Below are 13,409 nucleotides of genomic sequence, written 5' to 3'. Positions count from 1 at the left end.
GACAACGTCGCGGCCTCGATCTCCCGCTCCCGCCAGCCGGCGAGATCGCGGAACCGTCCGAACAGCAGCACGCGCGCCATCTCAGCCGCCGGTGGTGGACATGTGACGGGCGACGGCGGGCTGTCTGCGGGCGATCTCGAAGTCGTGGCCGCGGGGCTTCCCGGCGATGCCCTGACGGATGGCCTGAACAAGATCAGCGTTGCTGCCGCCAGCCCGCAACACGGCGCGCAGGTCGGTGGCGTCATCCTGGCCCAGGCAGGTGTGCAGCGTGCCTGTGCAGGTCAGTCGCACCCGGTTGCAGGTCTCGCAGAAGTTATGGCTGAGCGGGGTGATCAGGCCCAGGCGACCGCCGGTCTCCCTGATCCGCACATAGCGCGCCGGACCGCCGGTCGAGAGCGGCAGATCCTCAAGCGTCCAGAAACTCTCCAGCTCGCGCCGGACGTCCGCCAGCGACAGATATTGATCCGTCCGGTCCACCTCGATCTCGCCCATGGGCATGGTCTCGATCAGGGTGAGGTCGTGACCCTCGCCATGCGCCCAACGGATCAGCTCCGGGATCTCGGCGGCGTTGTCGTCCTTGAGCGCCACGGCATTGATCTTGATCGCCAGGCCCGCCGCCCTTGCTGCGGCGATCCCATCCAGCACCCTGGCCAGTTGGCCGCCCCGGGTCAGCGTGCGGAACAGGTCGGGTTTCAGCGTATCCAGCGACACATTAATCCGGCGCACGCCCGCCTCGACCAGCCGTCCGGCGAACTCGGCCAGACGGGTGCCGTTGGTGGTGAGGGTGAGTTCATCCAGGGCGCCGGATCTCAGATGACGACCCAGTGCGGCCACCAAGCCCATCATGCCTTTGCGCACCAGCGGCTCGCCGCCGGTCAGACGCAGCTTCCTTGTGCCCAGCCCTATGAAGGCGCTGGCGATCCGGTCCAGTTCCTCAAGGCTCAGCACCTCGGACTTGGGCAGGAACACCATATGCTCGGCCATGCAGTAGACGCAGCGCAGGTCGCAGCGATCCGTGACCGACAGCCGCAAATAGGACACGGTGCGGCCCAGACCGTCGATCAGGGGTGGCGCTTGCGGCGCGGCGATGTCGTCGTATGGCGTCATTCGATCGACAAGATAGGGGAAGCGGGCGCTTGGCGACAGAGCCAGACTTAAACGACGGGTTCCATGCGGTGGTTCTGGCGGCCGGCTCGGCTACGCGGTTCGGCGGCCGCAAGCTGTTGGCGGACTGGAACGGTGCGCCCTTGCTGCACGCCGCCCTGGATATCGCACGGGCCGCGCCGGTAGATTCCCTGACCGTGATCACCGGTGCAGACGCAGTCGAGGTCGCCGCCTGTGTACAGGCGTTTGATGCCTCGATCCGGCAGGTCCACGCTGCGGGGTTCGCCGAGGGGATGGCCGCCTCGCTCCGGGCCGGGATCGCCAGCCTGCCGAAAGACGCCAGGGGCGCCTTCGTGTTTCTGGGTGACATGCCGCGCGTGCCTGCAAGCACGCTGCGGCCGATGTCCGAGGCTGTGCGCCTCGGAGCCGCCGCCGCCGCGCCGGTGTTTCAGGGACGGCGTGGAAACCCGGTCGTACTTGGCCGCGGTCTCTTTCCGGCTGTTGCTGTGCTGGAAGGTGACTCCGGCGCCCGCAGCCTGCTTCAGACGCTGGGCGCGCGACTGGCGTTGATCGAAAGTCCCGACGACGGCGTCCTTTTCGATGTGGACAGGCCGGAGGATCTGCCGGGAAGGTCGCCTGGACCTTGATCTTGAGACGGGCTACGGGCGCGAGAGCCACACACCTCAAGAACCCGTGTTCGCTGATTTGACCTGTCCGATGGGTGAGGTGGCGCTCGAGATTGCCTCAGCCGGTCTGCCGCGCCATGCTGTCTGAAAGTGTTAGAACCGGAGAGCCCATGGACGACGACATTCTTGTGTCCGAGATGCTGGGGGATGGCCTGGAACGGTTGACCCTCAATCGTCCGAACCGTCTCAACGCGCTGAACCAGCCGATGGCCGAGGCGTTGCTCGCGCATTTCGAATCCCGGCGGCGCGACGAGGACACCCGCGTCATCGTGATCCGCGGTGCGGGGCGGGCCTTTTCCTCGGGCGCCGATCTCAAGGCCATGGGTCAGCCCGACGCCCTGCGTGACGGCCCCAGGGGCGACTGGGTGTTGCGTGATCTGATGAAGGCCATGCGCGCCTGCCCGCAGCCACTGATCGCCCTGGTCAAGGGCCCGGCCGCCGGTGGTGGGCTGACCCTGGCTCTGGCCTGTGACGTGATCGTCGCCGGAGAAAGCGCAGCCTTCCACTCGGCTTTCATCAATATTGGTCTGTCTGGCGCGGAACTGGGGGTGAGTTGGCGCCTGCAGCGCACCATCGGGGTTTCCCGTGCGCGCGAGATGCTGCTGACGGGCCGGCCCATCAACGCCGTTGACGCACTTCGCCTGGGACTGGTGTCGGCCACCGTGCCCGATGACGACCTGGACGCCCATGGTCTGGCGCTGGCCGCCGACATGCTGAAGGCGCGGCCTGATGCGCTGCGTCTGTCGAAGCGGAGCTTCGACGCCACACTTGACGCTGTCAGCCTCGACACCGCCATGGAGATCGAGGAGCGCGCCCAGATGCTGATGATTGCGCGCCGCGGGGCCGGCTGACGTCGGACACAAGCCCTCGCGTTCCTCGCGGGTTGCGAAGGTCAGGCGCCGAAGATCCAGTTTCCGGTGAGCGTGGTCAGCGAAACGCCAACCAGAACCATCTGGCCGCCGCCGGTCATGTTGATGACCGTGTCTTCGCCCACCTGGCTCGTGGTGAACTGGGTCCCGGGCCCAAGCTGCACCCGGTCGCCCGCGCTCAGGTTGAAGTCCAGGACCCGGTCGATTCCGGCGTCACCGAAGGTGTGAAAGATATCGGCGCCGCTACCGCCGGTCATGGTGTCGTCGCCCTTGTCGCCAGAAAGAAAGTCGGCGCCGTCGCCGCCGGAGACCATGTCGTTGTCCTGACCTCCGCGGATCGTATCGGCGCCCGCGCCGCCGTCGCAGGTGTCGTTTCCAAGGTTGCCGTAGACCAGATTCTGTCCCGCGCCGCCGGACAGGCTGTCATTGTCCTTGCCGCCGACCGCCCAGGAATCGCCTGATCCGGCGACAACGGTGTCATTGCCCATGTTGCCGTTGATGTCGTTGAAGCCGGAGCCACCCATCAACAGATCGTCGCCCTCGTCGCCGCGCAGATAGTTCGAAACGCCGCTGTCGTCCGTGATCGTGTCGTTGCCGAGACCGCCGAAGATCCGATCATCGCCGGCGCCGCCCTCGAGGCTGTCATCGCCGGATCCGCCGAACAGATTGTCGGCGCCGCCGTTGCCGCGCAGGGTGTTGGCGAAGGCGTTGCCGATGATCAGGTCACCGCCGCTTCCCCCACTGGCGGATTCGATACGGGCGCCATTGGCGATCACGTAGCCGCCCGGCTCCCGACGGCCGTCCTGCAGGAGCGATGAAAAGAAACCACCTGCAGAGCGTACGGGGTCGATGATCTCGGATCTTGTGAAGGCCGACAGCCCCGCGAAGATCGAAGAGTTCAACACCACATCGCCGATCACGTCGGCGAGGTCACCGATCAGGGCCGTCGTCAGCAGCGTGGCGGCGTTCAGGTTCAGCAGCGCTGCGGTGGTTCCGCCGTAGGACAGGGTGTCGGTCCCGGAGGTATCCCAGATGCAGATGTAGCCCCCGCCATTCTGCATGGTCCCGTCCGAACCGTCGTCATCAAGGACAAGGCGGCTCAGCGAATATCGTGTATCGCCGACATTGTTGGCGGCGGCGCCATAGTTGGCCTGAAGAACGGCGACATCCAGGGCCATTGGGGTGAGCGGCAAACCGCCGCCGACGTCGAAATCCCCCAGCGTGAACCAGTCACTGGACATGATCGTGTACTGGCTGAAATCGAGCTCGGGCGGGGTGCCGGTCGGGTGGCGAAGGCCAAGCGTGTGGCCGAGTTCGTGCAGAACAATCCAGATCTGCTGCTGATCTGAATAGGTCTCCCAGGTACCGACATTGAAGGCCAGAATTGGCGTGTTGCCTGGACGTGCCGCGATGCCCGCCGTGTTGGGCGAGTCGGGACGCGAAAAGTCACTGACGAAGTAGTTTGCGTCCGCCGCATTGGTCAGTTCAAACGTGATGTTGGCGAAGCTGTGCAATATCTCAAATGAGCGACCCACCAGGCTCCACATGGCGTTGGTCAGGCCGATACCCTGGGTGACGTAGATCGTCGGCAGGGCGGCCGAAAAGGCGGATACCTCAGCCGGATTGTCTGGGTCGACCCGGTTGTAGCCGATGGTTCCGGTCCAGCGGAAACCCGTGTCTATGGTGTCGAGAAGGGCGTTGCCGGTCGCCCGGGATGATGTGAAAGCGGCGGGCATACTCGACCTCAGGTGGCCGGCGCCGGCGACGCCGCTTTTCCAACCTTGCCGTGAACTTCGTTATCCCGCAAGCCAGGAGCGCATAGCGCGGAAAGATATCCGCGACGGAAATACTGGCGTGATGAATCGGCGCGAGGTTAGCCTGCAACAAAACCAAGTCGTCAGGAAACGTGCCCGAATGTCCAGTTTCACCTGCAACCCATTCAAGACCCGGACGGCGCAGATACTGCTCGCCCTGGCGGTGCTCGGTCTGGCGCAGGGGCCGGCGGTGGCCCGGACCGTTGACCCGAAGGCCTCCTCCATCGTTCGGGCCGACCCGGTGGCGCTGGGATTTGATCCGGCCAGGCTGGATGTGGCGAGCCAGGCGCTGGCGGTCGACGTGGCCTCGGGCAAGATCGCCGGCGCCTATCTGCTGGTGGGACGGCGCGGCAAGGTGGCGTTCGAGCAGGGTTTCGGCGTTCAGGGCCCCGGCCAGACCACCCCGGTGAGCAACGAGACGATCTTCCGGGTGTTTTCCATGACCAAGCCGATTGTCTCGGTGACGGCCATGACCCTGGTGGAACAGGGCAAGCTGAGCGTGGACGATCCGGTTTCAAAGTACCTGCCGGAGTATGCAACCCTGATGGTCTGGCAGGCTGACGGGACGCGCGTGCCGGCCAAGACGCCGATGCTGGTGCGGCATCTGATGAGCCACACCTCGGGGCTGATCTATGGATTCATCCAGCCGAATGCGCCGATCTCGAAGGTATGGGCGGCGGGCGGCGAGAACCGCAACGACCTGACGGCGCGCGAGTACGCCAGGCTGCTGGCGGGGCTGCCTCTCAAGAGCGAGCCCGGCGCGGCCTTCAACTATTCCCATTCCACCGACGTGCTGGGCGCAGTGGTCGAAGTGGCCGGCGGCAAGCCGCTGGACGTGCTGGTCAGGGAAAGGGTGACCGGGCCGCTGGGGATGACCGACACCCTGTTCTGGCAACCGGAAACACGGCGGGCGCGATTTGCGGAGCCGAAGAACAACCAGCCAGGCGTCTATTTTGACTACGCCAGACCCACGCCCTACCTGTCCGGCGGTGGCGGGATGTCGTCGACCACGGAGGACTATCTGCGGTTCGTGCTGATGCTGGCCGGTAACGGTGAGTACAAGGGCGTGCGCATCCTGAAACCTGCGACCCTCTTGCGGATGCGCCAGGATGAGACCACGCCGGAGATCCGCCGTGCAGGCCTGTTCTTCCCCGGCCCCGGCATGGGGTTTGGGCTGGGTTTCAGCCTGGTGCAGGACGAGAAGGTACAGCGGCCGGGGGCGGGCACGTTTTCCTGGTGGGGCATTGCGGGGACCGAGTTCTGGGTCGACCCCAAGAACGAGGTGTTCATGGTGTTCATGGTCCAGGCCCGCGAATTTGCGCAGGAATACCAGCGCAAGAACCGCGCGTGGATCTATGACGCCCTGGTGAAGTAGGCTGTTCGACCATTCGGGAGACCGCTCATGACCCTGCCCGCGCTGGACGGCTGGTACGCCTACATGGCGTCACACGACAAGACCGCGCTCTGGGACCTGCTGGACCCGGACGCGGTGTTCGAAAGCCCGGTGGTGCATACCCCGCAGCGGGGCCGTGAGATCGCGTTCAAGTATCTGAGTGGCGCTGACCAGGTACTGGGCGGGCCGGAGTTTCGCTACACCGGCGAATGGCGGAATGCCGGCGGCGCCATCCTGGAGTTCGAGACCGAGGTCGAGGGTATCCGGATCAACGGTATCGATATGCTGGCCTTCAGCGACGACGGCCAGCGGATCGTGAACTTCAAGGTGATGATCCGACCGTTGAAGGCGATCAACCTTCTGCACCGCCTGATGGGCGAACAACTGGCCAAGGCCTGAGCGTGAAACTCGCACCTCTGACCTGTCACCCGAATACGCCCTCGATCATCACGGCTGTCGAGGTCGAGATGGGGCGCCCCCAGCCGGCGGTGCTGGCCTTGCGATACAGGGTGACCGATCCGAAGCGCGCGCTGGTGATCCCGCCGGCTGCGGTCGGTGAACGCCGGGACGATCTCTGGAAACGCACCTGTTTCGAGGCCTTTATCTGCATTCCAGGCGGTGAGGCCTACTACGAGTTGAACCTGTCGCCCTCAACCCACTGGGCGGCTTACCGGTTCGATAGCTTCCGCGCCGGCATGGCCGACGCAGATGGGATCATCTCGCCGCGGCTGGATTGGCTGAAGACGGACAATGGCTTTGAACTCAGAACACTGACCGACCTGTCGGGCATGGCGGGATTACCGCTCGATGCGCCCTGGCGGCTCGGCCTCACCGCCGTGATCGAGGATGGCCCGGACCAGCTATCCTATTGGGCCCTGACCCACCCGCCCGGCGTGCAGGACTTCCACAATGCCGAAGGCTGGACCGCCGAAGTCTGACTCGACCTATTTCCGCATCGAGCTGTCGCCACGGCGGGCCTGGCTGTTCAGCAGTTTGAGCATGTGCTGGGCGTCGTCTTCCGACAGGGCGGTCTGGGCGACGCCGCCGGCCAGGGCGGGCTTTCCGGTCCAGATCTCAACCACGGTCCACCCTGCTGCGTCGGGGCGAAGGGCGAAGCGGTCTTTCTTGCGTTCGTCAGGCATGGTCGCAACTTGCCCGATCCGGTGGGTGCTTTCAAAGCGGCAAACTCAATTTGGGTAAAATGAGGGTGGTGCTCCGGCGCCGATCTTCTGGAAGAGTAGAGGGCAAAGCGACAAGGGAGCAGACGAATGAGCCTACCCGACTATGCGGATCATGACGGCCTGGGCCTGGCCAGCCTGGTAGCCAGGGGCGAGGTTTCGCCGGCCGAGCTGGTGGAGGCGGCTATCGAGAGAATCGAGCGCCACAACGGCGTACTGAATGCGGTGGTCCACAAGGCTTACGACGAGGCGCGCGCCACGGCCGCTGGCGATCTTCCCGATGGGCCGTTCAGGGGCGTGCCGTTCCTGATCAAGGATCTGGGCGCCCAGGTCAAAGGCTGGCCGCGCACCTCTGGCAGCCGGTTCGCCCAGGTGGCGGCGGATGCTGACGACAGCGAGCTGGTGCGGCGCTATCGCCAGTCCGGCGTGGTGTTGCTTGGCAAGAGCAATACGCCGGAGTTCGGCATTCCGGGCGTGACCAATTCAGACCAGCTCGGCGCCTGCGGAAATCCCTGGAATCCGGAGCATATCAGCGGCGGTTCGTCCGGTGGCGCGGCCTCGGCGACCGCAGCGGGGATTGTGCCGCTGGCGCACGCCAGCGACGGCCTGGGTTCCATACGCATCCCGGCGGCATGCTGCGGTCTGGTGGGCATGAAGATCACGCGGGACCGCACGCCGATCTGCGAGGTTTCGGACGGCGCCCTGGGGTTCTCGGTGCACCATGTGGTGAGCCGCACGGTGCGCGACAGCGCCGCGATGCTAGACGCCACGGGCTATGTGCAGTCGGGCGACCCCTTTCAGGCACCGGCCAAGGATGGCCCCTATCTCGACGAGGTGGCGCGCAGTCCGGGCAAACTACGGATCGCCTGGTCCGCGGAAACTCCCAGCGGCCGACCGATCCCGGATGAGATGATGGGCGCGCTGCTGAAGACGGTGGAGGCGCTGAAGGCGCTCGGCCATGAGGTGTTCGAGCGGGGGCTCGGCATCGACTACCGCCTGCTGTTCAAGGCCCAGGGACTTGCCAGCGCATCCAACTTCTCGGCCAATGTGCGTCGCTGGGTGGAGGCGCTGGGCCGTGAGCCAGGGGATGACGAACTGGGCCCGCTGGCCCGCCGCGGATATGAGGCCGGCAAACGGGTAACCGGCCAGCAGGCGTTCTGGGGCTTTCAGCAGCTGCGCCTGATGAACCGCCAGATGCTGGCCGCCTGGGAGCACTTCGACGTCTATCTGACGCCGGTGATGAGCACCCCGGCACCCCGGCTGGACTGGCTGAATCCGCTGATGGACGACACCAAGGAGTTCGACAAGCGCCAGGCCGCCACCTACGCCACCACCCCGCCTGCCAATTTCAGCGGGCAACCCTCGATGTCGCTGCCGCTCTGGCAGTCGGAGAGCGGCCTGCCGATCGGCATGATGTTCACCGGCCGGTTCGCCGATGAAGCCACGCTCTACCGACTGGCCGGACAACTGGAAAAGGAACTGCCCTGGAAGGACCGCCGTCCGCCGATCTGGAACTAGGCAGGCCGAATCGGTCGGCGCGGCCAAGGCCGGCTGTTCGACTGGTGGACCTCTTTCCGTCAGGGGCGCTATCGTTGTTGGCGCCTGAAAGAGGCGAGGGGGAATCAGGATGCGCAGCTTTGACGCCGATCCGTCGGTAACGGTGGAAGACAGTCGGGGCCAGAAGGTGCACCTTCGCGCCCTGGAACAGTCCGCGCGGATGGTGCGACGGCTCTATGACGTGGCGCCCGGGGTCTGGACCCTGGTGGGCAACGGCCTGTCAAACCAGACCTTCATTGAAGGCCCCGAGGGTGTGATCGCTATCGATACCGGCGAGAGCAACGAGGAGATGGCCTCGGCGCTGGCCGAGCTTCGGACCCGTACCCAGGCGCCGGTGGTGGCGGTGATGTACACACACTTCCATTATGTGAACGGCACGCGGGCGATCTTCGCCGAGGCGGGCCGTGACCTGCCCGTCTATGGCCACGAACGCATTCCCCTGAACCTGGCCCGTGTCTCCACCGAGATCGCTCCGGCCTATTCCAGCGGTCTGATTCATCAATTCGGCTTGCGGTTGCCGGCCGAGGGGCCGGACGGCGTGGTCAACGTGGGGCTGGGTCGGGTGTTTCGCGATCCGTCCCACGCACCGTTCACGCCAGGTCATGTGACGCCTACCGCGACGTTCCGGGGCGGTGAAACACTGACGATCGCCGGCCTTACGGTCGAGGTCGCCCACGCCCCGTCGGATGCCGACGATTCCGTGACCTTCTGGTTTCCGGCGCTGGGGGTCTGCGTGCAGAACATCGTCTGGCCCACACTGTTCAACATCTTCGCCATCCGCGGGGAGGAGTATCGAAACCCGCAGGTGTTGTTGCCGGGCATCGACCATGTGCTGAGCCTGGAGGCCGAGCATCTGCTGGGCGCGCATGGGCCGCCGCTGTCCGGGAAGGCCGAGATCAAGGCGCGGACCACGCGCTATCGCGACTCCATCCAGTTCCTCTGGGACCAGACGGTGCGCGGCATGAACAAGGGCCAGACCACCGATCATCTGGCCCATTCCATCGTCCTGCCGCCGGCCTGCGACGACGACTACCTGACGACGGAATTCTATGGCGTGGCGGAACATCACGTCCGCCAGATCGCCGCTGGCGTTCGCGGCTGGTTTGACGGCGATCCGGGGGGGCTGTTCAAGGTCGAGCCGACGGAGCGCGCCGGGCGGATGGTCGCGGGCTTTGGCGGTGCGGAGACCGTGCGCAATCTGGTCGATGAAGCCCGGACTGCAAACGACCTGCGATGGGCGCTGGAGTTGTCCAGCTGGCTGGCCGCGCGAGCCGGGGCGACGGCCGGGGACCGGCAGCTTCTGGCCGATGTGCTGCGGGACATCGCCAGTCGAACCACTGCGGCCAATATCCGCAACTGGTGCCTGACCAGGGCCCGCGACATCGACGGGTCGACTGACCTTTCGCGCCTGCGGGAGCACCGGTTCCGCGCCGGACAACTGGCCCGGCTGACGCCCCGCGAAGCGCTCAATCTGATCCGGGTAACCCTGGACCCGGCTCCCGCGGCGGGACTTGATCACCACATCGGCATCCATTTCAGCGACGCGCCGCCGGCGGGTTTGCATATCCGCAACAGCGTCTCTGTCGCCACAGACGGGGTCGGTGCGGCCTCAACCGTGACCATGTCCTACGCCGACCTGACGGGCGTCATCTCCGGGTCCTCAACCCTGTCGGAGGCCCTCGCGACCGGCGCCGCGATTATTGACGGGGACGCCCGGGCGGTACGCGCCGCGCTGGCCTGTTTCGAAATCCCCGGCTTCAGGGCGTAGCGGCGGCGACCGTCTGCGCCGGGGTTCGCCAATCCGAGGCGACGGCGGCGTAGAGCTGGATCATGTCGAGGTCGTACTGGCCCTGAGAGCGGGCGACGGTCTGCCGCGCGCGGTTCACCAGCTGCTGCACCTCAATCACCTGGCGCAGGCTCGCACCGCCCAGATCATAGGCCGCGTGCGCGGTTCGCAACTTACCTTCCTCTGCTGCCAGTGAACGGCGATCCGCCTCCAGTTCCGCGTGGTCGGAACTCGCGGCGGAGAGTGCGTCGCTGACCTGTACAAACGCTCTGAGGACGGTCGACTGATAACGCGCCAGAGCGACTCGCGCCTCCGCCTCGGCTGCGCGCTGTCGGGCCTTGAGCGTTCCGCCGTTGAACACCGGCGCCGACAGGCCTGAGAACAGGTTCCAGCCACTGCCGCTGTAGCCGAACAGCCCCTCGGGTGTGGTCGCCGTCTGGGTCAGGGTCGCGGTCAGGCGGATGTCCGGGTAGCGGTTGGCCTGGGCGATTCCTATCGCAGCGGTGGCGGCGTGCAGTTCTGCTTCAGCGGCGAGGATGTCGGGTCGAGAGCGTACAAGGGCTGACGGCAGGGCGAGGGGAACGTCGGCCACGACCTGCGCAGGATCGAGGGCGAAGTCCGGTGGCGTCCATTCTGCGGGGGCGCGTCCGACGAGCAGCGCCAGTTGATGGCGCGCGGCGGCCAGATCTTTCTGCAGGCGAGGCAGCGACGCCTCGTTGTCAGTCAATTGCCGGTAAATCAGCACCAGATCGGAAAGGGGGACGCCGCCCTCCGCCTGGGCTGCCCTGACCATCTCGAAGATCCGGCGGTCGTCGGCGATGACGGCCTCGATCGCGGTGATCTGAGCCCGAAGCGCGGCGATGGTCATGGCCTGACGCGCGACGTTGGCCGTTAGCGTCAACCGGGCGGCGTCGGCCTCATGGCGCGCCACCTCCACCATGGCCCGGGCCTGCTCTGTCGCCCGCCGGCGGGCGCCGAACAGATCGAGGTCGTAGTTCACGTTGCCGCCGACCGAAAGCAGCCCGATCGTCGGTGGCGTGAAGCCGGAGAAGCCGAACAGCTTGGAATTGATCCGGGTCTTCCGGGCGCTGGTGTCGAGGTCAGCTTGCAGCTGCTGTTGGCCTCGGGCGGACTCCGCTTCGGCCTGGGCGCGCTCCAGGGCGGCGTTGGCTTCGGCCAGGTCCTGGTTGTTGGCCAGTGCCAAGTTCATGATCTCGTCCAGCCCCGCCAGGCCAAGGGCCCGCCACCAGGGACTGTTGGGTGAGGCGGCCGGATCGAGACGCACGCCGGGCGGCGTCGCGTCCCCCTTCATGGCGTATCCAGCGGCAGCGGCGCCTTGCGGCGGCGCGGGCGTCTCGAAGTTCGGCCCCACGGTCGTACAGGCGCCTGTTGCAAGCGCCAGGGCGATCACCCACGCCGCGCGAGATTGAAGCTCAGGGCGCCCGGGCATCAGCGGCCTTTTGCGGCTGGGCGCGAATGTCCACCTTCACCGTGGCCGAGAGGCCTGCGGCGAGGTCGCGGGTGGGGGTGTCCAGTTCGATCCGAACGGGCAGACGCTGGGTGACCTTGACCCAGTTCCCGGTGGCGTTCTGGGCGGGCAGTGCGGAGAAGGCTGCGCCGGTGCCGGGTGAGAAACTGGCGACATGACCGCGTAACCCGGCGTCGGGGCGAGCGTCCACGTTGATCTCTACGGGTTGGCCCACCTTCATTCCGGCCAACTGGTCTTCCTTGAAGTTGGCCTCGATCCAGGGTTTTCCAGACAGCAGCCAGAATGCGGTCTGGGAGGCATTGAGATAGGTTCCAACAGGCATCTGCTGCACCCGGGCCACCACACCGTCAGCCGGAGCGGTAACCGTCGCGTCGGAGACTGACAGTTCCGCCCTATCCAGCTGGGCCCTGGCGTGCATCACCGCCGGCGCGGCGTCGGTCGCCAGGTTCGGGTCCCCGCCGAGACCAGCCAACGCCTGAGCGGCAGCCTGCTGGGCCGCAGCCAGTTGTCCGCGCGCCAGCGTCGCGGTGTGAACGGCCTGATCCACCTGGAGCTGGGAGATGACCCCCACCCTGAACAGCTTGCGCAAGCGTTCCGCCTCTCGCTGGGAGAAGGCCAAAGTCTCGCGCGCGGCGTCGACGTTGGCGGCCTGGACCCGGTAGGCGGCGCGCAGCGTCTCCACCTGCATCCGGGCGCCGGCCAGTTGCGCGGCGGCGGCCTGAGCGGCGGCCTGATGTTCGCGGACATCCAGCCGGAACAGGACCTGGCCGCGCTTCACGACCTGGTTCTCCGTCACGTAGATCTCGGTCACCCGTCCGCTGATCGAAGGCGCGACCGGCGCCTTGGCGATCTGGACATAGGCGTCGTCTGTTGTCTGGTAGCGACCGCTCAGCATGAAGTAGGCGATGACGCCGCCGAGAATCAGCACCGGTCCGGCGATGATCAGCGGCCATCGCCAACGGCGTCGGCGAGGCGGCTCTGTGGGATTTGTAGCGGTCATGATCCGGCCTCTTCGTCCGGTGTTTCGATCTTCATCTCAGCAAGGCGCACACGTACCCGCTCCAGGCTGGTCTGCAGCAATCCCAGCTCGTGCTCGGACAGATCGCGGAAACAATCGGCCTGCAATTCATCGGACGTTGCGAACATCACCGGGATCAGTTCGCGCGACAGCGGCGTCAGATGCACGCGCCATTTTCGGCGATCCGCCGGATCGGCCCGTCGCTCCACGTGACCGCTTTTCTCCAGCCGGTCGACCGTCTCGCCCAACGCGACCCTGCTGATTTCGAGACGCTCGGCCAGCGCCGCCTGGGTCAGACCGTCCTGACGCGACAGATAGGCCAGTGCCCGCCAGGTCGCCGTCGTCAGCCCCAGCTTGCGCATCCGCACATCGAAGTGGGCCCTGAGCAGGCGCGTGACCTCTGCAAGACCGAAACCGATCTCGAAGCGGGCGTTCGACCCTTCCCGCAGCACAGCTGTCGGCGCGTCCATATCGATCCGTTTTTCAACTAGACGTCATCGCCTTTGAATGTAATG

General features: G+C 66.0%; 13 protein-coding genes and 1 pseudogene. 7 read left to right on the top strand and 7 right to left on the bottom strand.

Annotated features, from left to right (window positions below):
* Positions 1 to 80: pseudogene (locus ACIQ42_RS02190) on the bottom strand (molybdopterin synthase sulfur carrier subunit); the annotation flags it as partial.
* A gap of 1 nt (position 81) precedes the next feature.
* Positions 82 to 1,107: a GTP 3',8-cyclase MoaA gene (gene moaA, locus ACIQ42_RS02185; RefSeq protein ID WP_397420586.1), complete on the bottom strand. Its 1,026-nt coding sequence runs from the start codon at positions 1,105 to 1,107 to the stop codon at positions 82 to 84.
* Between the two features lie 29 nt (positions 1,108 to 1,136).
* Between moaA and ACIQ42_RS02180 the strand changes: the two genes are divergently transcribed.
* On the top strand, positions 1,137 to 1,751 hold the full coding sequence (locus ACIQ42_RS02180; protein ID WP_397420585.1) for an NTP transferase domain-containing protein: 615 nt from the start codon (positions 1,137 to 1,139) through the stop codon (positions 1,749 to 1,751).
* 149 nt (positions 1,752 to 1,900) lie between these two features.
* Positions 1,901 to 2,641, top strand: coding sequence for an enoyl-CoA hydratase/isomerase family protein (locus ACIQ42_RS02175; protein ID WP_397399942.1), 741 nt, complete (start codon positions 1,901 to 1,903; stop codon positions 2,639 to 2,641).
* 41 nt (positions 2,642 to 2,682) lie between these two features.
* Here the strand turns inward: ACIQ42_RS02175 and ACIQ42_RS02170 are convergent, their stop codons facing one another.
* Positions 2,683 to 4,395: a hypothetical protein gene (locus ACIQ42_RS02170; protein ID WP_397420584.1), complete on the bottom strand. Its 1,713-nt coding sequence runs from the start codon at positions 4,393 to 4,395 to the stop codon at positions 2,683 to 2,685.
* 178 nt (positions 4,396 to 4,573) lie between these two features.
* On the opposite strand from ACIQ42_RS02170, the gene ACIQ42_RS02165 reads away from it, so the two are divergent.
* From ACIQ42_RS02165 to ACIQ42_RS02155, 3 genes are read left to right on the top strand one after another with little or no spacing between them, the layout of a single operon-like run.
* Positions 4,574 to 5,848, top strand: a complete 1,275-nt coding sequence (locus ACIQ42_RS02165) for a serine hydrolase domain-containing protein (protein WP_397420583.1) — start codon at positions 4,574 to 4,576, stop codon at positions 5,846 to 5,848.
* Between the two features lie 27 nt (positions 5,849 to 5,875).
* On the top strand, positions 5,876 to 6,265 hold the full coding sequence (locus tag ACIQ42_RS02160; protein WP_397399945.1) for a nuclear transport factor 2 family protein: 390 nt from the start codon (positions 5,876 to 5,878) through the stop codon (positions 6,263 to 6,265).
* Positions 6,266 to 6,267: 2 nt separating this feature from the next.
* Positions 6,268 to 6,804: a DOMON-like domain-containing protein gene (locus ACIQ42_RS02155; protein WP_397420582.1), complete on the top strand. Its 537-nt coding sequence runs from the start codon at positions 6,268 to 6,270 to the stop codon at positions 6,802 to 6,804.
* A gap of 6 nt (positions 6,805 to 6,810) precedes the next feature.
* Here ACIQ42_RS02155 and ACIQ42_RS02150 read toward each other — a convergent pair whose 3' ends face one another.
* The gene (locus tag ACIQ42_RS02150) at positions 6,811 to 7,008 is read right to left on the bottom strand and encodes a hypothetical protein (protein ID WP_397420581.1); all 198 of its coding nucleotides are present in this window, start codon (positions 7,006 to 7,008) and stop codon (positions 6,811 to 6,813) included.
* 126 nt (positions 7,009 to 7,134) lie between these two features.
* Here ACIQ42_RS02150 and ACIQ42_RS02145 point away from each other — a divergent pair, with 126 nt between their 5' ends.
* Both ACIQ42_RS02145 and ACIQ42_RS02140 read left to right on the top strand, forming a co-directional pair.
* Positions 7,135 to 8,562, top strand: a complete 1,428-nt coding sequence (locus ACIQ42_RS02145) for an amidase (protein ID WP_397420580.1) — start codon at positions 7,135 to 7,137, stop codon at positions 8,560 to 8,562.
* A 109-nt stretch (positions 8,563 to 8,671) separates the two neighbouring features.
* Positions 8,672 to 10,369, top strand: a complete 1,698-nt coding sequence (locus tag ACIQ42_RS02140) for an alkyl sulfatase dimerization domain-containing protein (protein ID WP_397420579.1) — start codon at positions 8,672 to 8,674, stop codon at positions 10,367 to 10,369.
* Here the strand turns inward: ACIQ42_RS02140 and ACIQ42_RS02135 are convergent.
* From ACIQ42_RS02135 to ACIQ42_RS02125, 3 genes are read right to left on the bottom strand one after another with little or no spacing between them, the layout of a single operon-like run.
* Positions 10,359 to 11,837 (bottom strand): efflux transporter outer membrane subunit, encoded by a 1,479-nt coding sequence (locus ACIQ42_RS02135; protein WP_397420578.1) that lies wholly within the window; start codon positions 11,835 to 11,837, stop codon positions 10,359 to 10,361. The two genes, ACIQ42_RS02140 and ACIQ42_RS02135, sit on opposite strands and share 11 nt — an antisense overlap.
* The gene (locus ACIQ42_RS02130; RefSeq protein WP_397420577.1) at positions 11,821 to 12,876 is read right to left on the bottom strand and encodes a biotin/lipoyl-binding protein; all 1,056 of its coding nucleotides are present in this window, start codon (positions 12,874 to 12,876) and stop codon (positions 11,821 to 11,823) included. Before ACIQ42_RS02130 ends, ACIQ42_RS02135 begins: the two co-directional genes overlap by 17 nt.
* Positions 12,873 to 13,364, bottom strand: coding sequence for a MarR family winged helix-turn-helix transcriptional regulator (locus tag ACIQ42_RS02125; protein ID WP_397420576.1), 492 nt, complete (start codon positions 13,362 to 13,364; stop codon positions 12,873 to 12,875). Before ACIQ42_RS02125 ends, ACIQ42_RS02130 begins: the two co-directional genes overlap by 4 nt.
* Positions 13,365 to 13,409 lie beyond the last annotated feature (45 nt).

The sequence above is a fragment of the Phenylobacterium sp. genome (genome assembly GCF_044372605.1).
Taxonomy (GTDB): domain Bacteria; phylum Pseudomonadota; class Alphaproteobacteria; order Caulobacterales; family Caulobacteraceae; genus Phenylobacterium.
The sequence above is the reverse complement of the archived record's forward strand: the minus strand, read 5'-3'. Positions and strand labels throughout refer to the sequence as shown.

Excerpts from the sequence above, each read along its gene's own strand:
- ACIQ42_RS02175 (WP_397399942.1), top strand. The coding sequence starts at position 1,901 with ATGGACGACGACATTCTTGTGTCCGAGATGCTGGGGGATGGCCTGGAA.
- ACIQ42_RS02125 (WP_397420576.1), bottom strand. The coding sequence starts at position 13,364 with ATGGACGCGCCGACAGCTGTGCTGCGGGAAGGGTCGAACGCCCGCTTC.
- moaA (WP_397420586.1), bottom strand. The coding sequence starts at position 1,107 with ATGACGCCATACGACGACATCGCCGCGCCGCAAGCGCCACCCCTGATC.
- ACIQ42_RS02145 (WP_397420580.1), top strand. The coding sequence starts at position 7,135 with ATGAGCCTACCCGACTATGCGGATCATGACGGCCTGGGCCTGGCCAGC.
- ACIQ42_RS02130 (WP_397420577.1), bottom strand. The coding sequence starts at position 12,876 with ATGACCGCTACAAATCCCACAGAGCCGCCTCGCCGACGCCGTTGGCGA.
- ACIQ42_RS02165 (WP_397420583.1), top strand. The coding sequence starts at position 4,574 with ATGTCCAGTTTCACCTGCAACCCATTCAAGACCCGGACGGCGCAGATA.
- ACIQ42_RS02140 (WP_397420579.1), top strand. The coding sequence starts at position 8,672 with ATGCGCAGCTTTGACGCCGATCCGTCGGTAACGGTGGAAGACAGTCGG.
- ACIQ42_RS02135 (WP_397420578.1), bottom strand. The coding sequence starts at position 11,837 with ATGCCCGGGCGCCCTGAGCTTCAATCTCGCGCGGCGTGGGTGATCGCC.
- ACIQ42_RS02160 (WP_397399945.1), top strand. The coding sequence starts at position 5,876 with ATGACCCTGCCCGCGCTGGACGGCTGGTACGCCTACATGGCGTCACAC.
- ACIQ42_RS02170 (WP_397420584.1), bottom strand. The coding sequence starts at position 4,395 with ATGCCCGCCGCTTTCACATCATCCCGGGCGACCGGCAACGCCCTTCTC.
- ACIQ42_RS02150 (WP_397420581.1), bottom strand. The coding sequence starts at position 7,008 with ATGCCTGACGAACGCAAGAAAGACCGCTTCGCCCTTCGCCCCGACGCA.